Here is a 25950-nt window from a genome sequence, read left to right on the forward strand (position 1 = left end):
CCCTCCCTGATCGCCGACGTACGGGCCCCCGCCTAGCGTGGCCGTGTCGCGACGAAGGGAGAACCATGGGCCGGGACCAGTGGGGCGGCGAGCGGAGCAGACGCACACCGTGGGGCGCGATCGCCCTGGTGATGCTCACCGGGCTCGCGCTGATGCGCAACGGTGCGGAGACGTCCCCCGGGCCGCCGCAGCCGGCAGCCGCTGCCTCCGTGGCCGGCCCCAGGGAGGCCGCGGTGTCCGCCCCGCTCGAGGGTGAGCCCGTCCAGCCTCTCGCGTACGCCCCCGTCGAGCGCATCCGCGTTCCGTCGATCGACGTCGACGCGCCCGTCGTCGACGTGAACCTGGACCCGGCCGGCTGGATCGAGGCGCCGCCCGCCCAGGACCCGAACCTGGCCGGCTGGTACCAGAACGGCATCGCCCCGGGCCAGCGCGGCACGTCCGTGATGGTCGGCCACGTCGACAACCTCGCCGGCCCGGCGGTCTTCTACGGGTTGGGCTCCCTCAGCAAGGGACAGCGGATCGAGGTCTCCCGCTACGACGGCCGCGAGGCGGTGTTCGAGATCTACGGCGTCGAGGTCTTCTCCAAGAACGACTTCCCCGGGGCCAGGGTCTACGGCGACACCGGGTACGCCGAGTTGCGGGTCATCACCTGCGGCGGCGGTTACACGAAGGCCGCCGGATACGACGGGAACGTGGTGGTATTCGCCCGGCTGGTGGAGACGCGCTGAGGGCCGGACACCCGGCGCCCCGTGTCAGGTGCGACGCGGGACGGTCGGACGGTAGCCCCTCTCCAGGAGCGCGGGCAGATACCGGCGCAGGGCGGCGACGCTCTGGGACCGGTTTCCGCCCGCGTCGTGCGACAGCACCACGACGCCTGGCGCGGCGCCGCTCTCGACCCGGCGGACGATGGCGTCGGTGCCCGGCGTGGTCCAGTCCAGCGTGTCGACGGTCCAGGCCATCGGTTCCATGCCCATCGCGGCGCCGATCTCGAAGGAGTCGCGGTTCCAGGCGCCGTACGGGGCCCGGTACCAGAGTGGCGGGACGCCCAGCGCCTTCTCGATGACCTCGCTGGTGCTGCCCAGTTCGTCGCGGACGGCGTTCCGGGGCAGCTTCGGGATCAGCGGGTGTGACCAGGAGTGGTTGCCGACCACGTGCCCGTCGTCGGCCATCTCGCGCAGCAGGTCGCGGTTGTCGGCCGCCATCTCGCCGCAGACGAAGAACATCGCCCGGACGTCGTACCTGCGGAGCGTGGCCAGGATGTCCGGGGTGTACCGCGGGTCCGGGCCGTCGTCGAAGCTGAGCACCATGGCGTCGCTCCCCAGCTCGGGCAGCTCCTCGAACGGCCTGGTGCGGACGGGCGGCGGGGCGGGCCGGAAGCGAGGTGGAGTGTCCGAGGTCATGGGCCGCAGGCGGTAGGAGCCCGGGCCCGCCTGCGCCCTCGCCGGAGGTCCGGCCGCCGGCGCGGGCGGCTCGCCGCCGGGACGGGCGGGTGTCCCGGCAGGGTCCGCCGCGATCATGTGCACGGCGGTGGCGGCGCCCAGCGCGAGGGCCAGGCGCAACAAGGTGCGTCGTTCCGCGAGAATCTGATCATGCTTCATGACCAACTGCTCGCACGGAGTCAGTCCCTACCCAGCCGTTGACACCGGATATCAGATTTTTTGCACCCGATGGGTGGAGCGCTCCCCCAGGATCCGGCGGGGAGACTCCGGGTCCCGCGGAGGCGCCGAAGGTGCGGAGTGTGGGAGCGGCTACCCTCAGGGCCGTGACAGACCAGCGACAACACCGGTTCGAGCGCGGTACGGACGGTCCCAAGGTGATCGTCGCCGGCATCGACGGATCCGAGTCCTCGATGCGGGCGGCGGCGTACGCGGCCGGCCTGGCCCGTCGGCAGAACTCGATGCTCGCCCTCGTCTACGTCCAGCCGGTGCTGTCGGCCGGCGCCGCCCTGGGAGCCCCGGTCGCCGACGCCACCGGGGAGGTGGCCGAGGGGCTGGTGAACGAGATCAGGACCGCGACGGAACGCCTCAAGGACATATGGAACGTCCGCTGGGAGTTCCACACGTTCCGCGGTGATCCGTACAACGGGCTCGTGACGGCGGCCGACGAGCTCAAGGCCGACGCGGTGGTCGTGGGCGCGTCGGAGTCCGCCGGACACCGCTTCATCGGCTCGGTGGCGGTCAGGCTCGTGAAGGCGGGCCGCTGGCCGGTCACCGTCGTACCGTGATCCCTGCGGCGAACCGTCCATGGGGCCGTCCGCGGCGGACCGCGCGGATCACTTCCCGGCGACCAGGCCGTCCTGGGCCGCACCGCGGCTGAGGACGACGCCCTGGATCCGTTCGCGGACCTCACGCAGACGGCCGGCCTCACGGTCCAGGCCGACGACGCGCGCCGCCTCGGGGTCGAACAACTGGGGCAGGAACTCCGCCTTCCTGACCGCCCATCGCTGCCCGGGCCCCGACGGCCGCTCGAAGGTGAAACGGCCCATCGAGCTCTCGTTGGCGCGCGGGTCCCGGACCCCGTCGTGACCGACCATGGCGCCCGCGACCTGGTCGCCCATGCCGTAGACGATCCAGGTGCCGTTGACCTTCTCGTACGCCTGCGGGACATGGGCGTGGGTGCCGATGATCAGGTCGATGTCGGGACGCTTCCCGCTGCTGGAGGCCGTGAGTTCGTGCCCGAGGTCCAGCTGGTCGTCATCGGGTTCCTCCTGCCATTCGGTGCCCCAGTGCAGGGACACGACGACCACGTCGGCGCCCGCCTCGCGGGCCGTCCGGGCGTCCGCGAGGATCCGGTCCTTGTCGATCAGGTCGACCGCCCAGGGCTGCCCGTCGGGTACCGCCTTGTCGTTGGTGCTCTGGGTGTACGCGAGGTGGGCGACCTTCGCCGCGTCCTTGCCCCTGCCCGCCCTGAGCAGCGTGGGCCGGGCGGACTCCTCCGCCGAGCGCGCGGATCCCGCGTGGGCGATGCCGGCACGGTCCAGTGCGTCGAGTGTGCGGCGGATTCCCTGGACGCCGTCGTCCAGGGTGTGGTTGGAGGCGGTGGAGCAGGAGTCGTAGCCGGTGGCGCGCAGCGCGGTCGCCACCTCGGGCGGTGACTTGAAGTCCGGATATCCCGTGTAGGGGCCGCCGTCGCGGCCGTACACCGTCTCCATGTGGCAGATGGCCAGATCCGCTCCCGAGACCGCGGGGGCCGCGCCCTTGAGCATCGGGCGGAAGTCGTAGCCCTCGCCGCCCGCGTCGGCGGCGGCCCGGTCGATGATCGAGGAGTGCGGCAGGACGTCTCCCGAGGCCAGCAGCGTGAAGGTGTCCGTGCTGTCCGCGCCCCCCGGCCTCGGCTCCGTTCCCACCACGCTCGGCGGAGAGGTGCCGCCCGGCGAACCCCGGGGTCGAGGGCTGTTGGCCGGTACAGGCCGTCGCTGTGGCGAGGAGACCGGCGACGGCGATCGCCGCGCCCTGTCGGATGCGCTTCGTCATCTGCACGACTCCCGGATTCGGATGATTTTTACCATCCGAATACACATATATTCATACCGGCAAGTCAAGGACAAACAGGCCGAAATACCTTAATCGGCCGTATCGCTGCCCGCCGACCGTTCACCGCACCACTCGCCGCTCCGTGCGACCGCTCATCGCACACCTCGGTGCACCGCCTGTTCTCCCGCGCCCCGATGCGTTCGTATTCGCCAGGCGGGAGCGAGGCGTCAGGGGCCTCTTCGGGAAAGGACGTTCACGATGACCACCGCGACGACCGATGAGCGGGCTCTCGCGGAGCTGCAGCGGGAACACGGGCCCGCGCTGTTCCACTTCCTGCTGGGACTGACCTTCGGCGACCGGCAGCGGGCGGAGGACCTGCTGCAGGAGACCCTGGTACGCGCCTGGCAGCACCCGGAGGCGTTCGACGCGCCCTACGACTCGATGCGCCCGTGGCTCTTCACCGTCGCCCGGCGGCTCGCCATAGACGCCCGCAGGTCCCGCCAGGCCCGGCCGCCGGAGGTCAGCGACGCGGTCCTGGAGAGCGCCCCCGCCCAGGACGACACCGCGGCCTCGGCGGTCCACGCGCTCGATGTCCGCCAAGCCGTGCGGACGCTCAGCCCCGAGCACCGCGCGGTGCTCGTGCAGATCTACTTCCGGGGGCTCAGCGTGGGCGAGACCGCGCGGGTACTCGGCATACCCTCGGGGACCGTCAAGTCCCGCTCGTACTACGCGCTGCGGCTGCTGAGCCGTAATCTGCCCGGCTACTCGAGCAGGTCGTCCACGTCGAGCAGCGCGAGCAGGGACACCGCGTCCGCGACCTCGACGTAGGCCGCGGCGCACACTCCGCACCGCTGGAGGTGCCTGGCGACATGGCCGCTCTCCTCCGTCCCGAGGGCGTCCAGCACATAGGCTCCCAGCATCTGCCGCACATGCGGGTCGTCGCCGCGGTCGGCGGTCATCGCACCTCGAATCTCCCGACGGATCCTGCCCTTCTGCCCACGCGGGGCGCGTGCCCCCGGTTCAATGCTGCGTACAGCCCGGTACAGAGTCGACGAAAGAGGCGAGACGGGATGCGTCCCGAAGATCACGAGGGAACCGGTGGGGGCGGGCTGCCGGTCCCGATGGCCTGGATGTACTCCGAGTACATCGCCGACGAGGTTCTGGTGACCGGCGATCTGATGGAGCCGACGACCCTGGAGTACCGGGCGGGACGCGACGCGCTCGCCCTCACGATCTTCCTCTCCGACGGGGCGGCCGCCGAGGAGCTCCCCGTCGCCCGGGTGGACGAGCTCCGGCTGCTCACGGCGTACGGCGCCTCCTGGCGGCACTGGGTCTGTGCCCGCCTGGAGGCGCTGGAGCGGCCGACCGCTCCGGCCGGGCCCCCGGATCCCGACCTCGCGCTGGCGCGGGCCGCCTGGCGGTGGCTGGAGGAGACCGAGCTCCTGGCCGCGGACCTCGACGCGATCGGCCCGCCGCCGTGGGATCCGTCGGGCGCCGACGACGAGGAGGGCGAGATCCAGGTGTGGACCCCGGCCTGGCAGCTGGGACTGCCGCTGGGGCACCTGGCCGTGCACCTCTACTGAGCCGTCAGCGCTTCATGAACCGTGGACGCCCGCACGGTACTTGGGAAGTCGCAGGGTGATCTTCATGCCCGCTCCGACGCCCGTCTCGATGACGAGCCCGTAGTCGTCCCCGTACACCTGGCGAAGCCGCTCGTCGACGTTGAGCAGGCCTATGCCGGTGGAGGTGCCGCCCTCCCCTCGCAGGATGCGCCTCAGACGCTCCGGCTCCATCCCCGTGCCGTCGTCCTCGATGACGACCTCGGCCTCGGCACCCGCGTCCAGTGCGCTGATCGTGATGCGGATCGGGGTGTCGCCCGCCCGGGCCGAGTCGCGCGGCCGGGGAAGCGTGACCGCGCCCTCGAGCCCGTGCTTGACGGCGTTCTCGACCAGGGGCTGGAGGCACAGGAACGGGAGCGAGACGGGGAGCACCTCGGGGGCGACCTGGAGGGTCACCGAGAGACGTTCGCCGAAGCGGGCCCGGACCAGCGCCAAATACTGGTCGATGGAGTGCAGTTCGTCGGCCAGGGTGGTGAACTCCCCGTGCCGGCGGAAGGAGTAGCGGGTGAAGTCGGCGAACTCCAGCAGCAGTTCACGTGCCCGTTCCGGATCGGTCCGGACGAACGAGGCGATGGCTGCGAGCGAGTTGAAGACGAAGTGCGGGGAGATCTGTGCCCGCAACGCCTTGATCTCGGCTTCGATGAGCCGCGTGCGGGAACGGTCGAGTTCGGCGAGCTCCAGCTGTACGCAGACCCAGCGGGCCACCTCCCCCGCCGCCCTGGCCAGCACCGCCGATTCCCGGGGTGCGTAGGCGACGAGCGTGCCGAGCACCCGGTGGTCCACCGTCAGCGGGACGGCGACGGCCCAGCGCAACGGGCAGTCGAGGTCACCGCAGTCACTGTGGAAGGCGGTGTCCCTCCCGCTGGCGAGCAGCCCCTCGACCTGCTCCATCACGTCCTTTCCGTGGTGGTCACCCTCGCCGTCCCACACCAGTACCCGGTCGCGGTCGGTGAGGCACAGGGCGTCGGTTCCCAGCAGTGAGCGCAGCCGGCGCGCCGACCTGCGGGCGCTCTCCTCGGTGAGTCCGGCGCGCAGCGGTGGCGCCGCGAGGGATGCCGTGTGCAGGGTCTCGAAGGTGGCGTGCTCGACGGGAGTACCCACGTCGCTGGTGCGCACGGGGCGGGCGGTGCGGCCGAGGAGGAAGCCCGTGCCGAACAGCAGCAGGGTCAGCAGCGCGATGACGGCGATCCCGGCCCCGGTCACCGCACGCGCCCCGCGGTCAGTGCCTCCGGCAGGTGGAAGCGGGTCATGGCCGCGTTGGTGCCGGGCGGTATCCGTCCGGGAGTGGCCAGGGAGACCAGGATCATCGCGAGGAATCCGACCGGCACGGACCAGACGGCGGGCCAGGCCAGCAGGGCGTGCGGCCATCCCGGCGGACGCACCGCGCCGCTGACGGTGATGGCCACGGACAGCAGCGCGGAGCCGCCGCCGAGCAGCAGCCCGGCGATCGCGCCCGGCGGGGTGAGCCGCCGCCACCAGATGCCGAGGACGAGCAGCGGGCAGAACGACGAGGCGGACACCGCGAAGGCCATCCCCACGGCGTCGGCGACCGGCACCCGGCTGACGACCAGTGAGCCTGCCAGCGGCACGGCAATGGCCAGCAGGGTGGCCAGCCGGAAGTGCCGTACGCCGCGCGAGGGCAGGACGTCCTGGGTGATCACGCCGGCGACGGCCATGGTGAGCCCCGACGCGGTGGACAGGAACGCGGCGAACGCGCCCCCCGCGAGGAGTGCGCCGAGCAGATCACCGCCGAGGCCGCCGATCACCCGGGCCGGCAGCAGCAGGACCGCGGCGTCGGCGTCCCCGCCGTGCAGGAAGTCGGGAGCGTAGAGGCGCCCCAGGGCCCCGTACACCGGGGGCAGCAGGTAGAACAGCCCGACCAGGGCGAGGACGGCGACCGTGGTGCGGCGTGCGTCGCGACCGTTGGGGCTGGTGTAGAAGCGGACCACCACATGGGGAAGGCCCATGGTGCCGAGGAAGGTCGCGATGATCAGTCCGTACGTCGCGTAGAGCGGATGGTCGGCCCGGAAGACGGACATCTGTTCGTCGAAGGAGACCCTGGGCCGCCCGTCGCCCTGCCACGCGAGCACCAGGAAGATCGCGGGCACCAGGAGCGCGGTGAGCTTCAGCCAGTACTGGAAGACCTGCACGAAGGTGATCGAGCGCATGCCCCCCGCGGCGACGGCGACCACCACGACGGATGCGACGAGCACGTCGCCGAGCCAGCCGGGCGCGCCGGTGAGGATCTTCAGGGTGAGGCCGGCGCCCTGGAGCTGCGGCACGAGGTAGACCCAGCCGGCGCCGACGACGAAGACGCTCACCAGCCGGCGCACCTGCCGGGACTCCAGCCGTCCTTCGGCGAAGTCGGGAAGGGTGTACGCCCCGGAACGGCGCAGCGGAGCGGCGACGAACACGAGTAGCACGAGGTATCCGGCGGTGTAGCCGACCGGGTACCAGAGCATGTCGGGGCCGTGTACGAGTACCAGGCCGGCGATGCCGAGGAAGGAGGCGGCGGACAGGTACTCCCCGCTGATCGCCGCGGCGTTGAGCCTCGGTCGTACGGTGCGCGAGGCGACGTAGAAGTCGGAGGTGGTGCGGGAGATCCGCAGCCCGAATCCGCCGACGAGGACGGTGGCCAGGACGACGAGGGCGACCGCCACGACCGATGCCGGGTGGCCGGGTGCGCTCACGGTGCGGGGAGGCCTTCCACGAGTCTGGCGAAGTCGCGTTCGTTGCGTTCGGCCCTGCGCACGTACCACCAGGCGGCCAGGGTGAGCGGCGGATAGGTGGCGAAGCCGAGCACCCCCCAGACGAGGGCGTCGCTGTGCAGCGCCTCGAAGACCAGGGGCAGGGTGCCGGTCACGGTGGCGAGTACGGCGAAGACGGTGAGTCCGGCGCGGAGCTGGCCGCGCATCAGGGAACGGACGTAGGCGCCGCCGAGGGCGGTCTGCTCGTCGATCTCCGACTGGGCGCGGTAGCGGGGCAGCGGACGCACCCGCCGGGGCTCGCCCGTGACCACTTCGCGCCGGGGCGTGCTCTCTGCGGACATGGGCCCGGAGTGTAGGCGGCCCGGGGCCCGGCTGTGAAGGGCCGCCGTCCGGTAGGGGCAGGTCAGCGGCCGGTCTGACGCATCAGGAGGTCACGCAGGGAGCGGCTGTGGCGACGGCTGACCGCGAGTTCCGCGTCCCCGATGCGGACGCTCATGCTGCCGGCGTCGAGCCGGAGTTCGTCGATCCGGTTCAGCGCCACGAGGTGGCGTCGGTGGATGCGTACGAATCCCCGGGAGCGCCAGCGCTCCTCCAGGGTGGTCAGCGGTATCCGGACGAGATGGCTGCCGGACGAGGTGTGCAGCCGGGCGTAGTCCCCCTGCGCCTCGGCGTACGCGATGTCGTCGACGGGCACGAAGCGGATGACTCCCCCCAGTTCCACCGCGATCTGGTCGGCAGCCGCGTCGTGGACGGACGCGGAGCGCTCACCGACCTGCTCGGCGACCCTGCGGACGGCCTCGGCGAGGCGCTCGCGCCGCACGGGCTTGAGTACGTAGTCGACGGCCTTGAGGTCGAACGCGTGGACGGCGAAGCCTTCGTGGGCGGTGACGAAGACGATGAGCGGCGGTGCGGCGAACCCGGCCAGGAGCTGGGCGACGTCGAGGCCGGTCAGCCCCGCCATGTGGATGTCCAGGAACACCACGTCGATCGCGGAGGGGTCGTCGGGCCCGGCGTCGACGGCGCCCCCGATGCGGCGCAGCGCCTCGGTGGCTCCCGTGGCGCCCTCGGCGCTCCGGATACGGGGATCGGCGCGCAGGAGGTAGAGGAGTTCCTCCAAGGCGGGTTCTTCGTCGTCGACGGCGAGTACGCGCAGCATGAGGCCGGAGTTTAGGTCCTCCGGCGGCGGGACGGCGTGCGTGGTTCCCGGGTTCGTCACGTATCCGAGGACATGCGCGCCATCGAACCGCACCGCGCGGAGTGCGCCGCGTGCGTGGTCCAGGTGCGCGAGTTCGGCGCCGTGGTCGATTGTCCGGCCGAGTTCACGCGACGGGCGGGACCCGCGGCCGTCCGCCGGCGGTGGTGGCCCGGCCGCTACTTGAGCAGGCGGGACAGCCGACGGTCGGCGAGGGGCTTGCCACCGGTCTGACAGGTGGGGCAGTACTGGAGCGAGGAGTCGCTGAACGACACCTCCAGCACGGTGTCACCGCAGACGGGGCAGGGCTGTCCGGCGCGGCCGTGGACGCGCATGCTGGTCTTCTTCTCGGCCTTGAGCCGGCCCGCCGCGACGCCGCGGGAGCGCTCGACCGCGTCCTCGAGCGTGGTGCGCATGGCGTTGTACAGGTGGGTGATGTCGTCGTCGCCGAGTGCGGTGGTGAGCTTGAACGGTGACATCCTCGCGACGTGCAGGATCTCGTCGCTGTAGGCGTTACCGATGCCGGCGATCAGCGACTGGTCGCGCAGCGCCCCCTTGACCTGCCGGCGTGCTCCGCCGAGCACCGCGGCGAACGCGTCACGGCCGAAGGAAGCGGCGAGCGGATCGGGGCCGAGGCGCGCCACTCCGGGGACGTCCGCGGGGTCGTGCACCAGATGGACGGCGAGACGCTTGGTGGTGCCCATCTCCGTCAGGTCGAAGCCGTCGCCACCCGTGAGGACCGTACGCAGGGCGAGCGGGCCTTTGCCGGGTCTCGGCGCGGTCGCGGGGAAGCTGTCCTTCCACTGGAGCCAGCCGGCTCTCGCGAGGTGGACGAGCAGATGGAGCTCCCCGGCCGTGATGTCGAGGAACTTCCCGTGCCGTGTCACGGAGGAGACGGCGGTGCCCTCCAGGTCGGTGAGCGGCGGGTCGTACGTCTTCAGGACGCTGATCGCGAGCGGGAGCACCCGGGCGATCTCCTTGCCGACGAGGTGGTCGTCTAGGAAGTCCCGCAGGGCTTCGACTTCCGGCAGTTCGGGCATGCCTCCAGCGTGCCGCAACGGAACCGCGGCTGCCTGGCGGAAGCCTCTTGGGGGTGTCGGACGGCGGGTTCCCGGAGCCCGTAGACGCGCTGCGCGGTACCGGCCAGGACGGACCGCCGGTCGGTCTCGCCGAGCCCGCCGGTCAGCTCGCGTGCCGTGTCCAGGACGTCGGTGTATCCGGCGGCGAGCAGGCACACGGGCCAGTCGGAGCCGTACATCAGCCGGCTGGGTCCGAACGCCTCGATGACGGTGTCCGCGTAGGGCCGCAGGTCCTCGACGGTCCAGGACCGCGGGTCCGCCTCGGTGACGAGGCCGGAGAGTTTGCACGCGGTGTTGGGCAGCGCGGCGAGGGCCCGCAGGCCGTCGGCCCAGGGGTGCGTCGCACGCCGCGCCACCGGCGGCTTGCCGGCGTGGTCGAGCACGAAGCTGAGTTCCGGCAGCAGGGCGGCGGCGCGGACCGCGGCGGGCAGTTGGTGGGGCCGGACGACCAGGTCGTAGACCAGACCGGCGGCGGCGACGGCCCTCAGCCCGCGCAGGACGTCAGGGCGCAGCAGCCACTCCGGGTCGGGTTCGCCCTGGACCTGGTGCCGGATCCCGACGAGCCGGTCGCCGCCGGGCAGGGCGCGGAGCGCGGCGAGGGTGTCGGAGACGTCGGGGGCGGTGAGGTCGGTCCAGCCGACGACGCCCGCGACGAGTGTGCTGCCGTCGGCGAGGGCGAGGAACTCGGGCGTCTCCTCGGCGACGGCAACCGTCTGGACGAGCACGCTGGACACCACGCCGGCGGCCCGCGCCTCGGGTTCCAGGTCCGCGAGGGTGAAGGTGCGGCGGATGGGGGCGAGTTCCTCGCCGGTGATCCAGTCCTGGTCGCGCACCGCGAGGTCCCACACGTGGTGGTGGGCGTCGACGACCGGTGGAGGCGTCATGTCAGAGCAGTCCTTCCGCGCGCAGGTCGTCCCAGAGCGCGTCCGGGACGGGTCTGCGCAGCTGGGCCGCCGCGTCCCGCACCTCGTCCGGGGAACGGGTCCCGACGAGGACCCCGGCCACGGCCGGGTGCCGCAGCGGATAGTGCAGGGCGGCGGCGCGCAGCGGGACACCATGGCCTTCGGCGACGTCCCTGATGCGCAGAGCCCGGTCCAGGAGGGCCGCGGGGGCCGCCGCGTAGTCGTAGGGGACGCCGGGGCGGGGGTCGGCGAGCAGTCCGGAGTTGAACACACCTCCGACGACCACGCTGCGGTGGCGGGCGGCGGCCTCCGGCAGGAGCGCGTCGAGGGCGCTGTGGTCGAGGAGGGTGAAACGGCCGGCGCAGAGGACGACGTCGACGTCCGTATCGCGCAGGAAGCGGGTGAGCATCGCGGTCTGGTTCATGCCGGCGCCGATGGCCCCGACCACCCCTTCGGCGCGGAGCTTCTCCAGGGCCGGGTAGCCCTCGCGGAAAGCCGCTTCACCGTGGTCGTCGGGGTCGTGCAGATAGACGAGGTCGACCCGTTCGAGGCCGAGGCGCCCCAGGCTGTCCTCGATGCTGCGGCGGATGCCGTCGGCGCTGAAGTCCCAGCGGCGCCGGTGGGTGTGCGGCACGGCGAAGCCTTCGGACAGTCCCTCGTGGGCCGCCGTCTCGGCGGGGGGAAGCGGGTCGAGCAGCCGGCCCGCCTTCGTGGACACCGCGTACGCGTCCCGGGGCCGGTCGCGCAGCGCCTCGCCGAGGCGGCGTTCGGACAGCCCGAGACCGTAGTGCGGTGCGGTGTCGAAGTAGCGGACTCCCTCCTCCCACGCCGCGTCGACCGCGGCCGCGGCCTGTCCCGCGTCGACCTCCGTGAAGAGGTTCCCGATGGCCGCCGCTCCGAAGGAGAGTTCGGTGATCTCGACCGCACTGCTCCCGAGTCTGATGCGCCGCATGCTTCTCCCGCCCCGCCGATGATCTGATGGCCCGCACAGGGACTATTCATCGGATCAATCGGCTGCGTCAACAGGGCCGAGTGAATCGGCTCTCAGGCCGGTGCCGGCACCGTGGGCACGAGAGTGTGCAGGTCGTCCAGCTCTTCCTGGAGCGCGGACGCCAGCTGGCCGAGATCAGGCAACGCCTTCCCGTCGGCGACCAGTCCGACCTGTACCCGTCCGCCGTAGGTGGACAGAGCGATGGCCAGCGCCTGGCCGCGGGCCAGCGGGGCCATGGGGAAGACGGCGCGCAGCGGGCAGCCGCCGAGCGAGAGCGCCGAGCGGGGCAGGGGCACGCTGGTGACCAGGATGTCGAAGAGCATCCGGGCCGCGTTCCCCGCCAGCGGCGCTCCGAACCGGTGCGCCAGGGCGGGCAGCTGGTCGGCCAGGACGGCGACCGCGCCCGCCCCGCGCAGGGGCCCCGCGGCCTTGTTGCGGTCCATGCCGTTCCGCACGAGGCGCAGTCGCTCGCGGGCGTCGGGCTCGCCGACGGGCAGACCGAGAAGGTAGGCGGAGAGTTTGTTTCCGGTGGCCGACCCGCCGGGCCTGCGCCGGGAGACGGGGACCAGGGCTCTCGGATCGGCGCCCGGGAGCGGTTCGCCCCGTGCGAGCATCCAGCGGCGCAGCGCGCCTGCGACGACGCCGAGCAGCACGTCGTTGGCCGTGCCGCCCTCGGTGCGCCGGACGCGCTGCACCGTCTCGGCGTCGAGCTCGGCGGTGGCGAGCCGGCGCGTGCCGCTGGAGCGTGCGGCCAGTGCCGTGGTGGCACGCAGGTCGAGGCGGCTCGCGCGTACGACGGAGGCTCCGACCCCCAGCGCCCGGCCGACTTCGCCGAGCCGGTCCATCGCCATGCCCGCCACCTCGTAGGGGCCGGGCAGCCAGGAGCGGGGCGACACCGGGGACCGCCGGCGCGCCGTGCCGCCGCCCGCCCCCGCGGAGGCGATCTGGTCGAAGATGCCGGCGCCGATCGCGACGGCGCGCATCCCGTCGGCGAGCGCGTGGTGCAGCTTCACGAGCACGGCGAACGGGCCGTTGCCCGGGCTGTCGAGGAGGTACATCTGCCAGGGCGGCAGACCGCGTCCGAGCGGCTGCTCCATGAGCTCGCCGGCGAGCCGGTTGGCCTCCGTCAGGAAGTCGCCTCCGGGGAGCACGACCCGCATGACGTGTCGCCGCACGTCGAAGTCCTTGTCGGTGAACCAGGCCGCGCCGCCGACGGGCAGCAGGACGTCACGCACCCGCATCCGCAGCCGCGGGATGGCGGCCGCCCTGGTCCCGAGCAGGTCGAGCAGTTCGGGCGCGGCGACGCCGGGCACCGGGTCGAAGACCGCGAGGGCGCCGAGGTGCATGGGATGGGCATCGGATTCGAGGTGCCAGAAAGCCAGATCAAGAGGTGCCAGGAGCTCGGTACTCAACGGGGCCTCGCGTCGTCGACAGCGGAACGGCGGGATCGGAGTCAATCCCGCAGAGTCGGTTACGTTCAAGTACTGACATGTTACGTACTGTTACAGTCTCGCGCGGTCTCGGCTACGGCGCTACCGGCGTTCCGGGACGACGAACTCGCACCACACGCATTTACCGTTCCCCCGGGACTCCACTCCCCAGATGTCGGCAAGTAGGTCGACGAGCATGAGCCCGCGCCCCGAGACACCGGACTCCCCCGCGTCCCTGCGGCGCGGCAGCGCGCTGGAGCGGTCCTCCACGTCGACCCGGAGGCGTCGTTCGGGACCGGTGAGCACCCGGATGGTGACGATGGCGCCGCCGTCGGTGTGCATCAGCGCGTTGGTGATCAGCTCGTCGGCCGCGAGCTCCACCTCGTCGGCCCGGTCCTTGGCCCCCCAGGCACGGACCGCCGCCCGGATCATGTGGCGCGCGGACGTCAGCGCCTCCGGATCGTTCTGCGCGACGTGCTGCTGGAGCCGGCCGCCCGGGTGCGGGGCGTGGGCGGCGTCGCGTCTCAGCAGCAGCACCGCCATGTCGTCCTCGCCGCCGCGCTCGTCGACGACCTCGCAGAGCCGGTCGGCCAGCTTCTGGAGGTCCTGCGGTCCGTCGCGCACGGTCGTCGTCAGCAGCCTCATGCCCTCGTCGAGGTCGGTTCCGGGCAGCTCCACCATCCCGTCGGTGTAGAGGACCAGGGTCTGGCCCGGGTCCAGATCGACGGTGTTGACCGGGTATTCGAGCTGCCCGAACTCGGCGGAGAGGCCCAGCGGCATCCCTCCGTCGGACGGCAGCCTGCGACAGCTCCCGTCGGCGCCGCGCAGGGCCGGGTCGATGTGACCGGCCCTGACCAGCTGCACCACCCCGGTGGTCATGTCGGCCTCGGCGTAGGTACAGGTCGCAAAACGGTCGGTGTCGAGTTCGTGGAGGAACACGGACGCCCGCGCCATCACCGTGGCCGGGCTGTGTCCTTCGGCCGCGTAGGCGCGCAGCACGATACGGAGCTGCCCCATGACGGCAGCCGCGTGCGTGTCGTGCCCCTGCACGTCGCCGATGACGGCACCGACCCGTCCGCCGGGCAGAGGGATGATGTCGTACCAGTCGCCGCCGATGTCCCTCCCGAGACGTGCGGAGCGGTAGCGGACGGCCACCTGCGCGCCGGGCACATCGGGAATCCGGCGGGGCAGCATCGCCTGCTGCAGTCCCTCGGCGAGGTCGTGCTCCTGCTCGTAGAGCATGGCCCGCTGGAGGCTCTGGGCGATCGAACTGCCGAGGGCCACCAGGAGGTTCCGCTCGTCACTCGTGAAGCCGGCCTTGTTGCCGTAGAGGAGCCCGAGTGCGCCGATCGGGCGGGCCTGGGCGATGAGCGGCATGTAGGCGGCGGCGGTGATCCCCAGGTGGCTGATGTGCGGCCACAGGATGGGGTACGAGGTCGCGAAGTCCTCGGGCGTCTCGATGAACCGCGGCGTCAGCGTACGGATCACCTCACTCATCGGATACGGCTCATCCGTCCGGGTGTAGCGGGTGCCCTGCACGAACGCCCCTTCGGGGCCGTCCGCCACCAGGTGGATGCGCCCGGACTCCAGCAGTCCCATGACGAGGCTGGTGGCACCGAGGTTCGCCAGGCCCCGGGAGCTCTTCAGCACCTCGGTGACGTCCTCGACGGTCCGGGCGTGGGCCAGGGCCGCCGTGGTGCCTTCGACGAGGCTGGTACGGCGCCGGCGCTCCTCGTCGACGGTGCGGCGGGCGGTGGATTCGGCCAGTTCCTGGGTGGCGTCACGGACGATCCCGATGATCCGGCGGGGCCGCCCGGTTCCGTCGCGGCGGATGAACCCCTGGGTGTGGGTCCAGCACAGGGAACCGTCCCGCCGTGTCCTGCGGAAGTACGCGCCGTAGTTGCTGCGGCCGCTCTTGAGCGCCTGCGACACCATGCCGTCGAGCCGGACCGCCTCGTCGGCGGGGACGCGCCGGGCGAGCGTTTCCGGGTGACCGTCGTACTCCTCGGGGCGCAGGTCGAACACCTCGAGGGCGGGCTCGTCCATGTGCATGAGTCCGCTGTCCAGATCCCAGTCGAAGCTGCCCATTCGGTTCAGGGCGAGACTGAGGTCCGGGTGGGCGGGCCAGTCGTCCGGGAGTGACAGGGAACCCACTACCCGGTCATCCATGGACGTCACTCTGCCATTATTTGTCCGATTCCTCGACCGAACCGACGCCTTGAATGCGTTCAAGGCGCCCTCTATGCTGGCCGCGAGAAGAATTGAACATGTTCAATTCTACGGGGTCACAGGTGAGGACGGGGTGGGCGCGATGTCCGTACTGGTCGGGCTGATCGTGATGCTGGGCATGCTGGTGATCGTTCCGCTGGGCCTCGGACTCGTCGGCGATCCCGCGCTCGACCGCGTACGACGCCTGTGGCCGCTCTTCGCCGTGCCCGGCGCCGTCTCGCTGTGGCTGCCCCGCGGAGACGCCGCCACCGCGCTCGCCCTCTGCTACGCGACGGGGGCCCTGTTTCTCGCCTCACACGCGCCGCGACGTCTCGCCCGCACACGCGGCGCGCGTCCGGCGGAGGCCGCAGTGCTCACCGCACTGGTCACTCCGTCGGTCGCCGCTCTCGCGCTCGTCGCCGAGCGATCCGGACACGAGCTGTTCGGGTTCGGGCTCGGGATCCTGGCACTGACCGTGCCCCATTTCCACTTCGCCGGTTTCGCCGCCGCCCTCGTCGCCGGCCTGGTCTGCCGTGCGCAGGACGACGCGGCGGGACGGTTCGCCGCCCTGAGCGTGCCGCTCGGCACCCTGCTCGTCCTCGTCGGCTATTTCACCGGGGACCTGACCGAGCTGGCCGGTGCGGTGGTGCTCACCGCCGGGATGTGGACCGTCGCCCTTCTGACCTGGCGCACCGTCCGCGTCACCGGAGAGGATCGTGTCACACGGCTTCTGCTCGCCGTCTCGGCGGGCGTGCTCGCGGTGACCATGGTGCTCGCGCTGAGCTGGGCTCTCGGCGAGGCCACCGGACTGCCGCACCCCACCCTGACCTGGATGGCGGCCACGCACGGGCTCGGCAACGCGCTGGGCTTCGCGCTCTGCGCGCTGCTCGCCCGCCGCCGGCTCCATGACCTCACCCACCCGGAAGGCAGGACCACATGAGCACCCTGACGTATCCCGAGGTCGGAGCCACCCGGCTCGGGCCCCTCCCGGACGGCTACAACCACCTCCACCACCGTGCCGCGATCGGGCGGGGCAGGGCGCAGTTCGAGGCCGCGGGCGCCGCCGTCACCGAGTGGCGCATGCACCGCGCGGCAGGCGCGGGCGTGAACGCCTCCGCCCCGCGGGCGGAACCCGGAGTCGCGGTCGAGGTGTCGGCGGGCATCGGGCGGCTCCGCGTCACCGCCCACTGCGAGGTCGTCTGGACGGCGTACGAGGACAACCGCATCGGGTTCGCCTACGGCACCCGGGCGCGGCACCCCGAACGCGGCGAGGAGAGCTTCGTCGTGGAGCTGGCGGACGACGGGACCGTCCGGTTCACCGTGACGGCGTTCTCACGGCCCGCCTGCTGGTACGCACGACTGGCGGGCCCCTTCGTGCCCCTCGCCCAGCACTGGTACGCACGCCGGCTCGGAAAGGTTCTGGGCCGGGCCGTGTCGGCCGCCTGACGGGCGGGGCAGGCCGGATACTGGGGACGGTGGAGTGGTTCACCGCAGACGGCTACTGGCTGAGCAGGCTGATCTTCCAGCGCTCGCTGGCCGTCGTGTATCTGGTCGCGTTCGTCGCCGCGGCGCTCCAGTTCCGGGCGCTGATCGGCTCCCGCGGCATGCTCCCCGTGCCCGGCCTCCTGCGGCGGACCTCGTGGCGGTCGGCGCCCGGCCTGTTCCGGCTGCACTACTCGGACCGCTTCTTCGCGCTGGTCGCCTGGACGGGCGCGGCGGTGTCGCTCGCCCTCCTGGCAGGCCTGGACGCACGGCTCCCGCTGGGCGCGGCGATGGCGCTTTGGGCGGTGCCGTGGGTGCTGTACCTGTCGATCGTCCAGGTCGGCCAGGTCTGGTACGGCTTCGGCTGGGAGTCGCTGCTGCTGGAGACGGGCTTCCTCGCCGTCTTCCTGGGCAACGCCGACACCTCCGCCCCGGTTTTGGTGCTGTGGCTGCTGCGCTGGCTGCTCTTCCGGGTGGAGTTCGGCGCCGGCCTCATCAAGATCCGGGGTGACGAGTGCTGGCGGAAGCTGACCTGCCTGCAGTTCCACCACGAGACACAGCCGATGCCGGGGCCGCTGAGCTGGTTCTTCCACCAACTCCCGAGGCCGGTGCACCGGATGGAGGTGGCCGCCAACCACGTCACCCAGCTCGTGGTGCCGTTCCTGCTGTTCACCCCGCAGCCCGTGGCGAGCGTCGCGGCCGGGCTGATGGTGGTCACCCAGCTGTGGCTGGTGCTGTCAGGGAACTTCGCCTGGCTGAACTGGCTGACCATCGTCCTCGCTCTGGCCGCGGTCGACTGGTCACCACTCGCGGGCCCGCCTCCCGCGCAGCCGGGCGCACCCCTCTGGTACGTGGTCGTGGTCATCGCCGTCACCGTCCTCGTGCTCGGCCTCAGCTACCGCCCGGCACGCAATCTGGTCTCCCGGCGCCAGGTGATGAACCGCTCCTTCGACCCGCTGCACCTGGTCAACACCTACGGCGCGTTCGGCAGCATCAGCAGGATGCGGCTGGAGGTCGTGGTCGAGGGCACCGACGAAGCGGTGATCCACGAGGGGACCCGCTGGCTCGAGTACGGCTTCCGGGGCAAGCCCGGTGATCCGCGCAGGCTGCCGCGCCAGTTCGCTCCGTACCACCTGAGGCTGGACTGGATGATGTGGTTCGCGGCGCTCTCCCCGGCGTACGCCCGGGCATGGTTCGGACCGTTCGTCGAACGACTGCTGCGGGGCGACCGGGACACCCTGCGGCTCCTGCGGCACGATCCGTTCCCCGGAGGTCCGCCCGCCCACATCCGGGCGCGGGTCTTCCACTACCGCTTCACGGACCGGCGGGAGCTGAGGGAGACCGGATGCTGGTGGGACCGGACCTATGTACGCGACTTCATGAGACCGGTGGCCCGGCCCGTTCCACTGCGGCCGGCACCGCGCAGGGGGGACGACCCGCGGTGAGGGCTCCTCGGCCCGGACATGCGCCCGCCCCCGTCCGGGGACGGGGGCAGGGCCGGGGCGCGGCCCGAAGCGGTGGGACGGTCAGTCGATTCCGGGCAGGATGTGGGGCTCGGCCAGGTCGTCCTCGTAGCCGGCCAGCCTGATCGGTGCCGACCTGGCCCAGACCTCGATGTTCAGGAGCTTCTCGGGCCGGCGAGCCCGCTCTCCGGCCTTTTCGGCCGGGCGCGTCTCGGTCTTGGTCATTTCAGGTGTCACCGCGGACTCCTTTGCGTCGCGTAACCCCGGGCGGTGGCGACGCTGCGGCTGTGAGAACCGTGTCGACCGCCCTCTGCGGGGCAGGGGCAGAAACAGTTCGGTCGCGGTGGCGCCGGTACGGGGTGGGACGGCGGAATGCTTACAGACCTGTCCCAGGACGGCCGAGGAAGCTTCGTGGATCCCTTGGTGGCGTCCGTTCACATCAGAGTAACCAAATGAGCGCCGTCCCGCTCGACAGAACGTGTGGCCTGGGTCACTTTCAGCCAACAGGGCGACGGCGGTCCCGCGTGTGCGGGACCGCCGTTGTGTCCTCTGTCGTCGCAGGTGACGGGAGGTGCGGGTGGGGCCGGCGACGTGCCGCCTGGCGGGATCACCAGCCGGCGGGGGCGTAATCCTTCAGGAAACAGCCGTACAGTTCCTCGCCCTGTTCGCCGCGCACGATCGGGTCGTAGACCCGGGCCGCTCCGTCGACGAGGTCGAGAGGGGCGTGGAAACCCTCCTCCGCGAGACGCATCTTGTCCGGGTGAGGCCGCTCGTCCGTGATCCAGCCGGTGTCGACGGCGGTCATGAGGATGCGGTCCTTCTCGAACATCTCCTGGGCACTGGTCCGCGTCAGCATGTTCAGCGCGGCCTTGGCCATGTTGGTGTGAGGGTGACCCGCACCCTTGTAGCCGCGGCCGAACACCCCCTCCATCGCGGAGACGTTCACCACGTAGGCGCGGCCGGCGGCCGCCGCCATCGCCGGGCGCAGCCGGCTGATGAGGATGAAGGGCGCCGTGGAGTTGCAGAGCTGGACCTCGAGGAGCTCGATCGGCTCGACCTCCTCCACTGTCTGGATCCAGCTGTTCGTGTCGTGCAGGTCGGGGACCAGGCCGCCGGCGTCGATCGCGGTGCCCGCGGCGATGCGGGCCGGCGAGGCCGACCCGGTCACCAGGGCGAGGTCCGTGACGTCCTGCGCGCTCAGGCCCTCGCCCTCCTTGCGGGCGGCGGGCAGGGCGGCGACGCGGTCGACGGTGCCGCTGCCGAACGTGCCGATCACCTCGGCCGCCGGCAGCTCGCCCGAGGGCAGCGGGGCGGACTCGGCGGTGACCAGCTCGCTGTAGGCCTGCGGGGAGCGGCGCACCGTCTGCGCGGCGTTGTTGATGAGGATGTCCAGGGGGCCCTCGGCGGCGACCGAGTCGGCGAGGGCGACGACCTGGGCGGGGTCGCGGAGGTCGATGCCGACGATCTTCAGGCGGTGGATCCACTCGTCGCTGTCCGGCATCGCCTTGAAGCGGCGGATGGCGTCGTTGGGGAAGCGGGTGGTGATGGTGGTGTGAGCGCCGTCGCGCAGCAGCCGCAGCGCGATGTACATGCCGATCTTCGCGCGGCCACCGGTGAGCAGGGCGCGCCGCCCCGTGAGATCGGTGCGGGCGTCGCGCCGGTCCCGGTTCTCCTTGGCGCACTGCTGGCAGAGCTGGTGGTAGAAGGCGTCCACCTCGACGTACCGGGTCTTGCAGATGTAGCAGGAGCGGGGGCGCTGGAGTATGCCCGCGATCTCGGCGGTGGCCGAGGACGACGGGAGGACCCCCTGCGTCTCGTCGTCGATGCGCTCGGCGGATCCGGTCGCCGTGGCTTCGGTGACGGCCTTGTCATGGGCGGTCTTGGCCGCCCGGCGCTCCTGACGGCGGCGCTGCTTCACCGTGCGGTAGACGCCGGCGGTGGCCCGGCGCACGGTGATGGCGTCCGGGTGGTCGACGTCGATGGTGTCCAGCTCGTCGAGCACGCTCAGGCAGACGGCCAGCCGCTCGGGGTCGATGCCCGGGCCGAACGCCTCGACACCGGGAGCGAACTCCTGGCTGTCCTCTGTCACCGTCATCGCCGTTCCTCTGTCACTCGTCACTCATGCCGCTGTCGGGGTGGGTGGGGAGTGATCCGGCCGGGAGCCGGCGAGGGCAGGCGCGCACGGGCCGAATGCCCCGGTCAAGTCTGCCATGAGTCGGGCGTTGCTCCTTTCGGTGCCATCCTCCGCTCCCGCCGACCGAGGGAGGGGGTCACGCTGCCCTCGGAGGACCTCCGCCCGGCTGCCTCCGGGGCAGACAGGGGAGCCCCGCCCCGGGCCGCGAAAGGGAACCCGACGCACCCGGACGTTCACGGAACGTCACATTCGGCGGCTCCGTCGGCCCCGTTCACCCGTCTTCAAAAAATTCTTCCGCTTCCGCAGGCATTACTTCCGGAAGTCGGGGCATGCGCCGGTCACTGCAGTGGAACACAGGGAGGGCGACACCATGACGGCCATGTCAGTGCGAACCACCGAGGCGATCGGCGCGGCGGGGACTCGGCGCGACGAGGCGGGCGCGGCTCCCGGCACTGCTGAGCTTCCGTGGATCGAGGACGCGGGCAAGGTGGCCCCGCAGGACGCCCGGGCCATGTCGAAGCTCTTCTTCGACAAGCTCCAGGTCCTCGAAGAGGGGACCCACGAATACCAGTACGCCCGCAACACCCTGATCGAGATGAATCTCTCCCTGGTGCGCTTCGCCGCTTCGCGGTTCCGCAACCGGGGCGGTGACGACACCGAGGACATCATCCAGGTGGGCACGATCGGCCTGATCAAGGCCATCGACCGGTTCGACCTGTCGCGTGAGGTCGAGTTCGCCACCTTCGCGGTGCCCTACATCGTCGGCGAGATCAAGCGGTTCTTCCGCGACACGACCTGGTCCGTGCACGTGCCGCGGCGACTGCAGGAGCTGCGGGTCGAACTGGCCAAGGCCAAGGAGCAGCTGTCGGCGAAGCTCGACCGCGACCCGACGGTCGCGGAGCTCGCCGCGCACCTCGATCTCCCCGAGGAGGAGATCATCGAGGGCCTCGTCGCCGCCAACGGCTACTCCGCGGGCTCCCTGGACACCCCGAACGCCGACAGCGAGTCGGGCAGTGACCAGCGGGCCTACGCCGACTTCCTGGGCGAGGACGACCCGGGGATGGAGAACGTCGAGAATCTGCACACGCTGGCTCCGCTGCTGCGGCAGCTGGACGACCGGGAGCGCAAGATCGTCCGGATGCGCTTCGGCCAGGAGATGACCCAGGCGCAGATCGGTGCTGAGCTGGGCGTCTCCCAGATGCACGTGTCGCGTCTGCTCAGCAGGATCGTGCAGCGCCTGCGCGCGGGCATGAGCGTCGAAGCCTGATCCCACGGCGTACGAACTGGACGACGGAGGCCCGGCCGAGTGCCGGGCCTCCGTCACATATGCTTGCCTGCCGATGCGGCCGTGGGATCGTTTGTGCCGTCCGGACGAGGGAGTGGAGAGTGACCGAGTCGCCGTTGGGCGCCTCCGCGCGTGTGCGGCCCGCCGTGATTCCCGAGCAGCAGGGCGCATCGGTCGCTGACGCCTCCGTCTGGGACGTCGACGCGACTCTGCTCCTGGTCGAGGACGACTCGGGGGACGCGCTGCTGGTCGAGGAGATGCTCTCCGACAGCGAGCTCGAGGCCCCGCTCACGTGGTGCAAGACGATGGCGGAGGCCCGGCGGTTCCTGCTCGGCTGCCGTACCCCGGTCTGCGTCCTGCTGGATCTGCACCTGCCCGACGTCCACGGCCTCGACGCCGTCCGCCAGCTCGTCGAGTCGGCCCCTGACGCGGCCGTCATCGTCCTGACGGGTCTCGACGAGTCGCACACCGGCCTGTCCGCGGTGGCTCAGGGCGCCCAGGACTACCTCGTCAAGGGCCGGATCGACCCCGAGGTGCTGGGCCGCGCGGTCCGCTACGCCCTCGAGCGCAAGCACGCCGAGCGGTCGGCGGCGGCGATGCGGACCAGCCGGCTGATCGCCCAGGAGAACGCCCGTCTGGAGCGTGCCCTGCTGCCGATCCCGGTGCTGCTCGACGACAGCTTCCGGGTGGCCGCGCGCTACGAGCCCGGACGCGCCCACGGGCTGCTGAGCGGCGACTTCTACGACGTGGTGCAGACCGCCGACGGTGTCGTGCACGCGGTGATCGGTGATGTGTCGGGGCACGGTGCCGCGGAAGCCGCCCTGGGGGTATGTCTCCGGGTGGCGTGGCGCACGGCCGTGCTCACCGGTGTCACGCAGCGCGAGAAGGTCAGTCTGCTGGAGCAGATACTCGTCGCCGAGCGGTCCGATCCCCATGTGTTCGCCACCGTGACCACCCTCGTCTTCCCGCCGGGCAGGGACCGGGTGTTCATCGCACGGGCCGGGCACCCCGGACTCCTGCTGAGGCACGGCACGGACGTGGAGTGGGTCGAACCCGACGCCGGCATGGCCCTCGGCCTGCTGCCGGGCGCCGGCCGCTGGACGATCACGGAGCTGGAGCTCTCCCCCGGCAGCGAGCTCGTCCTCTTCACCGACGGTCTGTTCGAAGGCCGCACGGGGCCCAGTTCCCGGCTGGGCGAGGACGGCCTGCTCGCCATGGCCGGCAAGTACGGCGCGCTGGAACCCCGCGCGTTCGTCGACGCGCTGGTCGCCGAGGCCACCGAGAGCGCTTCGCCGTACGGCGGTCTGGCCGATGACGTCGCCGTACTCCACCTGGGCTGGAAGGCTGACCACGCATGAGCACCGAGGAAGAGGCGTCCGGGCGGCCCGGCCCGATAGCCGGGCTGTCGGTGCAGAACTGGGTCCATCTGATCCTGGCCGGCTTCGTCCTGGTGGTCTGCGGCTGCCTCGTCGTGGGCGGGCTCGTCCTCTCGCGGACCTCCGACCGGACCACCGACCTCGTGGACCGCATCCAGCCCGCCCGCTCCGCCTCGTTCCAGCTGCAGAACTCGCTCCTCGACCAGGAGACCGGCGTACGGGGTTTCGCGCTGACCGGTGACACCACCTTCCTGGAGCCCTACCAGGAGGGCGTGCGGGCCGAGCGGGAGCGGCTGGCCCGGGTGCGCTCACTGACCGGGCACGAGCAGCCCTACGCCGAGGACGTGGACCGGATCGAGCGGGCCGCCCAGCAGTGGCGGACCCTGCGCGCCGAGCCGCTGATCGCCGCGGTGCGGGCGAGCGGGCCCACCGCCGCCTCCTCCGCCCCCATCATGCGGAGCAAGGCGGACTTCGACTCCCTGCGCGCGCTGTACAACACCCAGCAGAGCCACCTGGACGACGCGCGTGACGACGCGCGGGCGGAGCTGGGCGACACGCGCTCCACGCGCGACTGGGTGCTCGGCGCCCTCGTCGTGGGCTTCGTGCTGGCCGTGGTGTCGCTGAGCCTTCTGCTGCACCGCATGGTGGTCCGGCCCCTCCGCGCCCTGACCGCCGCGTCGGACAGGGTGAGGGCGGGCGCCTTCACCGAGAAGATCGACGTCCGGGGCCCGTCGGACGTCCGGGCGGTGTCCGAGGCGGCCGAGGCCATGCGCCGGCGCCTGGTCGAGGAGCTTGCCGAGACCCAGGAGCGGGAGACCCTGCTGGCCGAGCAGACCACGGAGCTGCGCCGGTCCAATTCCGAGCTGGAGCAGTTCGCCTACGTGGCGTCGCACGACCTCCAGGAACCGCTCCGGAAGGTCGCCTCCTTCTGCCAGCTGCTGGAGAAGCGGTACAGCTCGGCACTGGACGACCGCGGCAGGCAGTACATCGACTTCGCGGTCGACGGCGCCAAGCGGATGCAGGTGCTCATCAACGACCTGCTGACCTTCTCCCGGGTCGGCCGGGTCCAGCAGAGCTGGAAGCCCGTCGACCTCGGCGCGGCTCTGGACCGGTCCCTCACCAACCTCACCCTCGCCGTCGAGGAGGCCGGAGCCGTCGTCGTACGCGAGGATCCGCTCCCGGAGCTGCTGGGCGACTCCACGTCGCTCACCATGGTGTGGCAGAACCTCGTCGGGAACGCGGTCAAGTTCCGCAGGCCCGACGTGCCGTGCCGGATCACCGTCGGGTGTGTCCGGGAGGGCGACGACTGGCATCTGACGGTCGCCGACAACGGCATCGGGATCGCTCCGGAGTTCGCCGACAAGGTGTTCATCATCTTCCAGCGCCTGCACGCGCGCGACGAGTACGAGGGAACCGGAATCGGGCTTTCCCTCTGCCGCAAGATCATCGAGTTCCACGGTGGCCGGATCTGGCTGGACCCGGAGACCAGGGAGGGCACACTGATCCACTTCACCCTGCCCGTCCTCCCCGAAGCCCCCACACACACCACGGCGGAGCTGCTCGCCCCCGCCCCGCTCACCCCCCGGTCGGGAGACACCCCGTGAACGACGCCGTCAAGCCCATCGAGGTCCTGCTCGTCGAGGACGACCCCGGCGACGAGCTGATGACCCGTGAGGCCTTCGAGGACAACAAGATCCGCAACACCCTCCACGTGGTGCGGGACGGGCAGGAGGCGCTGGACTTCCTCTACCGCCAGGGCGAGTACGCCGACGCCCCGCGCCCGGACCTGGTGCTTCTCGACCTGAACCTCCCGAGGTACGACGGACGGCAGGTGCTCGAGCGGATCAAGACCGACCCGGAACTGGCGTTGATCCCTGTGGTGGTCCTCACCACGTCCTCCGCCGAGGAGGACATCCTGCGCAGCTACAAACTGCACGCCAACGCCTACGTCACCAAGCCGGTCGACCTGGAGCAGTTCATCGGCGCGGTGCGCCAGATCGACGACTTCTTCGTGAGCGTGGTCCGGCTCCCCCGGCGTGCGTAAGATCTGAAGGGATCCCCCGGAGTGGGATCTCTCGACACGGGTAGACGAACGGCGAGAAGAGGTCCATGACCTCCCCTGCGGCGCCCTGGCTGGAGCACATGAACGAACAGGCCACTTCACGGTCGGACGACCCCTTCCAGGGGTCCCCGTCCACGGAGGTTCTGCTCACCGCCGAGGTGTTCGACGGCGAGCCCGGGTGCATCGCGCAGGCCCGCGCGCTCGCCGACCGCTTCCTCGCCCGGCTCGTGGCCGAGTGGCTCGCGGTTCTGGGCGAGCACACCCGCAGCGACCTGATGCTGGCGGTCAGCGAACTGGTCACCAACGCGGACCGCTACAGCCACGGTCCCTACCTGCTGGAGCTCGAGGGCGACGCTCGGCGCATAAGCGTCACGGTGTACGACAGCAGCACGGCACTCCCGGTGCTCTACTCCCCCGACCCGGCGCGGCTGGGCGGGCACGGCATGGAGATCGTCGTCGCTCTCTGCGACCGGCTCACGGCGGAGCGGGTGCCTGTCGGCAAGCGCATCCGCGCCGAATTCATTCTCAGCACCTGAACCGGACCTT

The 25950-nt window shown here is 71.4% G+C and carries 25 protein-coding genes and 1 pseudogene; 12 read left to right on the forward strand and 14 right to left on the reverse strand.

What is annotated here, in order from left to right:
• Positions 1 to 65: 65 nt before the first annotated feature.
• Positions 66 to 728 (forward strand): class F sortase, encoded by a 663-nt coding sequence (locus LWJ43_RS02170; protein ID WP_277330552.1) that lies wholly within the window; start codon positions 66 to 68, stop codon positions 726 to 728.
• A 24-nt stretch (positions 729 to 752) separates the two neighbouring features.
• On the opposite strand, the gene LWJ43_RS02175 is transcribed toward LWJ43_RS02170, so the two are convergent.
• Complete coding sequence (locus LWJ43_RS02175) at positions 753 to 1598, reverse strand: polysaccharide deacetylase family protein (RefSeq protein ID WP_277330553.1); 846 nt, start codon at positions 1596 to 1598, stop codon at positions 753 to 755.
• Positions 1599 to 1762: 164 nt separating this feature from the next.
• On the opposite strand from LWJ43_RS02175, the gene LWJ43_RS02180 reads away from it, so the two are divergent.
• Entirely contained in the window at positions 1763 to 2224 is a 462-nt protein-coding gene (locus tag LWJ43_RS02180) for a universal stress protein (protein WP_277330554.1), read from the forward strand.
• A 48-nt stretch (positions 2225 to 2272) separates the two neighbouring features.
• Here LWJ43_RS02180 and LWJ43_RS02185 read toward each other — a convergent pair.
• Positions 2273 to 3473: pseudogene (locus LWJ43_RS02185) on the reverse strand (CapA family protein).
• A 258-nt stretch (positions 3474 to 3731) separates the two neighbouring features.
• On the opposite strand from LWJ43_RS02185, the gene LWJ43_RS02190 reads away from it, so the two are divergent.
• The gene (locus LWJ43_RS02190; protein ID WP_277330556.1) at positions 3732 to 4301 is read left to right on the forward strand and encodes a sigma-70 family RNA polymerase sigma factor; all 570 of its coding nucleotides are present in this window, start codon (positions 3732 to 3734) and stop codon (positions 4299 to 4301) included.
• Here LWJ43_RS02190 and LWJ43_RS02195 read toward each other — a convergent pair.
• Positions 4235 to 4432: a zf-HC2 domain-containing protein gene (locus LWJ43_RS02195; RefSeq protein WP_277330557.1), complete on the reverse strand. Its 198-nt coding sequence runs from the start codon at positions 4430 to 4432 to the stop codon at positions 4235 to 4237. The genes LWJ43_RS02190 and LWJ43_RS02195 overlap by 67 nt on opposite strands.
• A 111-nt stretch (positions 4433 to 4543) precedes the next feature.
• Between LWJ43_RS02195 and LWJ43_RS02200 the strand changes: the two genes are divergently transcribed.
• Positions 4544 to 5056, forward strand: coding sequence for a hypothetical protein (locus LWJ43_RS02200; protein WP_277330558.1), 513 nt, complete (start codon positions 4544 to 4546; stop codon positions 5054 to 5056).
• A 12-nt stretch (positions 5057 to 5068) separates the two neighbouring features.
• Here LWJ43_RS02200 and LWJ43_RS02205 read toward each other — a convergent pair whose 3' ends face one another.
• The 9 genes from LWJ43_RS02205 to LWJ43_RS02245 all read right to left on the reverse strand — a co-directional run bounded on the left by LWJ43_RS02205 (position 5069) and on the right by LWJ43_RS02245 (position 15563).
• Complete coding sequence (locus LWJ43_RS02205) at positions 5069 to 6295, reverse strand: sensor histidine kinase (RefSeq protein WP_277330559.1); 1227 nt, start codon at positions 6293 to 6295, stop codon at positions 5069 to 5071.
• Complete coding sequence (locus LWJ43_RS02210; RefSeq protein ID WP_277330560.1) at positions 6292 to 7782, reverse strand: sodium/solute symporter; 1491 nt, start codon at positions 7780 to 7782, stop codon at positions 6292 to 6294. The genes LWJ43_RS02205 and LWJ43_RS02210 overlap by 4 nt, the downstream gene beginning before the upstream one ends.
• On the reverse strand, positions 7779 to 8141 hold the full coding sequence (locus LWJ43_RS02215) for a hypothetical protein (protein WP_277330561.1): 363 nt from the start codon (positions 8139 to 8141) through the stop codon (positions 7779 to 7781). Before LWJ43_RS02215 ends, LWJ43_RS02210 begins: the two co-directional genes overlap by 4 nt.
• Before the next feature lie 62 nt (positions 8142 to 8203).
• Positions 8204 to 8956 (reverse strand): LytR/AlgR family response regulator transcription factor, encoded by a 753-nt coding sequence (locus LWJ43_RS02220; RefSeq protein WP_277330562.1) that lies wholly within the window; start codon positions 8954 to 8956, stop codon positions 8204 to 8206.
• Between the two features lie 215 nt (positions 8957 to 9171).
• On the reverse strand, positions 9172 to 10032 hold the full coding sequence (locus tag LWJ43_RS02225) for an Fpg/Nei family DNA glycosylase (protein WP_277330563.1): 861 nt from the start codon (positions 10030 to 10032) through the stop codon (positions 9172 to 9174).
• Positions 9990 to 10955, reverse strand: a complete 966-nt coding sequence (locus LWJ43_RS02230; protein ID WP_277330564.1) for an amidohydrolase family protein — start codon at positions 10953 to 10955, stop codon at positions 9990 to 9992. The genes LWJ43_RS02225 and LWJ43_RS02230 overlap by 43 nt, the downstream gene beginning before the upstream one ends.
• Before the next feature lies 1 nt (position 10956).
• Entirely contained in the window at positions 10957 to 11925 is a 969-nt protein-coding gene (locus LWJ43_RS02235) for an aldo/keto reductase (RefSeq protein ID WP_277330565.1), read from the reverse strand.
• 92 nt (positions 11926 to 12017) lie between these two features.
• Positions 12018 to 13376, reverse strand: a complete 1359-nt coding sequence (locus LWJ43_RS02240) for a wax ester/triacylglycerol synthase family O-acyltransferase (RefSeq protein WP_277330566.1) — start codon at positions 13374 to 13376, stop codon at positions 12018 to 12020.
• Between the two features lie 120 nt (positions 13377 to 13496).
• Complete coding sequence (locus LWJ43_RS02245; RefSeq protein WP_277330567.1) at positions 13497 to 15563, reverse strand: SpoIIE family protein phosphatase; 2067 nt, start codon at positions 15561 to 15563, stop codon at positions 13497 to 13499.
• A gap of 142 nt (positions 15564 to 15705) precedes the next feature.
• On the opposite strand from LWJ43_RS02245, the gene LWJ43_RS02250 reads away from it, so the two are divergent.
• Genes LWJ43_RS02250 through LWJ43_RS02260 form a run of 3 tightly spaced genes read left to right on the forward strand, consistent with a single transcriptional unit; the run spans position 15706 to position 18529 of the window.
• The gene (locus tag LWJ43_RS02250) at positions 15706 to 16542 is read left to right on the forward strand and encodes a YndJ family protein (protein WP_277330568.1); all 837 of its coding nucleotides are present in this window, start codon (positions 15706 to 15708) and stop codon (positions 16540 to 16542) included.
• Complete coding sequence (locus LWJ43_RS02255) at positions 16539 to 17048, forward strand: DUF1990 family protein (RefSeq protein WP_277330569.1); 510 nt, start codon at positions 16539 to 16541, stop codon at positions 17046 to 17048. The genes LWJ43_RS02250 and LWJ43_RS02255 overlap by 4 nt, the downstream gene beginning before the upstream one ends.
• A 29-nt stretch (positions 17049 to 17077) precedes the next feature.
• Positions 17078 to 18529 (forward strand): lipase maturation factor family protein, encoded by a 1452-nt coding sequence (locus LWJ43_RS02260; RefSeq protein ID WP_277330570.1) that lies wholly within the window; start codon positions 17078 to 17080, stop codon positions 18527 to 18529.
• A gap of 81 nt (positions 18530 to 18610) precedes the next feature.
• Here LWJ43_RS02260 and LWJ43_RS02265 read toward each other — a convergent pair whose 3' ends face one another.
• Positions 18611 to 18784: a hypothetical protein gene (locus LWJ43_RS02265; protein ID WP_277336061.1), complete on the reverse strand. Its 174-nt coding sequence runs from the start codon at positions 18782 to 18784 to the stop codon at positions 18611 to 18613.
• Positions 18785 to 19154: 370 nt separating this feature from the next.
• Positions 19155 to 20642 carry an SDR family NAD(P)-dependent oxidoreductase gene (locus LWJ43_RS02270; protein WP_277330571.1) on the reverse strand — a complete coding sequence of 496 codons (1488 nt, stop codon included), beginning with the start codon at positions 20640 to 20642 and terminating at the stop codon, positions 19155 to 19157.
• A gap of 409 nt (positions 20643 to 21051) precedes the next feature.
• Between LWJ43_RS02270 and LWJ43_RS02275 the strand changes: the two genes are divergently transcribed.
• From LWJ43_RS02275 to LWJ43_RS02295, 5 genes are all read left to right on the forward strand, one after another.
• A complete protein-coding gene (locus tag LWJ43_RS02275; RefSeq protein ID WP_277330572.1) occupies positions 21052 to 21948 on the forward strand; it encodes an RNA polymerase sigma factor SigF in 897 nt (298 codons plus the stop codon).
• Positions 21949 to 22067: 119 nt separating this feature from the next.
• On the forward strand, positions 22068 to 23324 hold the full coding sequence (locus LWJ43_RS02280) for a PP2C family protein-serine/threonine phosphatase (RefSeq protein ID WP_277330573.1): 1257 nt from the start codon (positions 22068 to 22070) through the stop codon (positions 23322 to 23324).
• Positions 23321 to 24946 (forward strand): sensor histidine kinase, encoded by a 1626-nt coding sequence (locus LWJ43_RS02285; protein WP_277330574.1) that lies wholly within the window; start codon positions 23321 to 23323, stop codon positions 24944 to 24946. The genes LWJ43_RS02280 and LWJ43_RS02285 overlap by 4 nt, the downstream gene beginning before the upstream one ends.
• Positions 24943 to 25386, forward strand: a complete 444-nt coding sequence (locus tag LWJ43_RS02290) for a response regulator (protein WP_147960939.1) — start codon at positions 24943 to 24945, stop codon at positions 25384 to 25386. The genes LWJ43_RS02285 and LWJ43_RS02290 overlap by 4 nt, the downstream gene beginning before the upstream one ends.
• A gap of 98 nt (positions 25387 to 25484) precedes the next feature.
• Entirely contained in the window at positions 25485 to 25940 is a 456-nt protein-coding gene (locus LWJ43_RS02295; protein ID WP_277335783.1) for an ATP-binding protein, read from the forward strand.
• Positions 25941 to 25950: the final 10 nt, after the last annotated feature.

The organism is Streptomyces sp. JH34, from assembly GCF_029428875.1.
Taxonomy (GTDB): Bacteria; Actinomycetota; Actinomycetes; order Streptomycetales; family Streptomycetaceae; genus Streptomyces.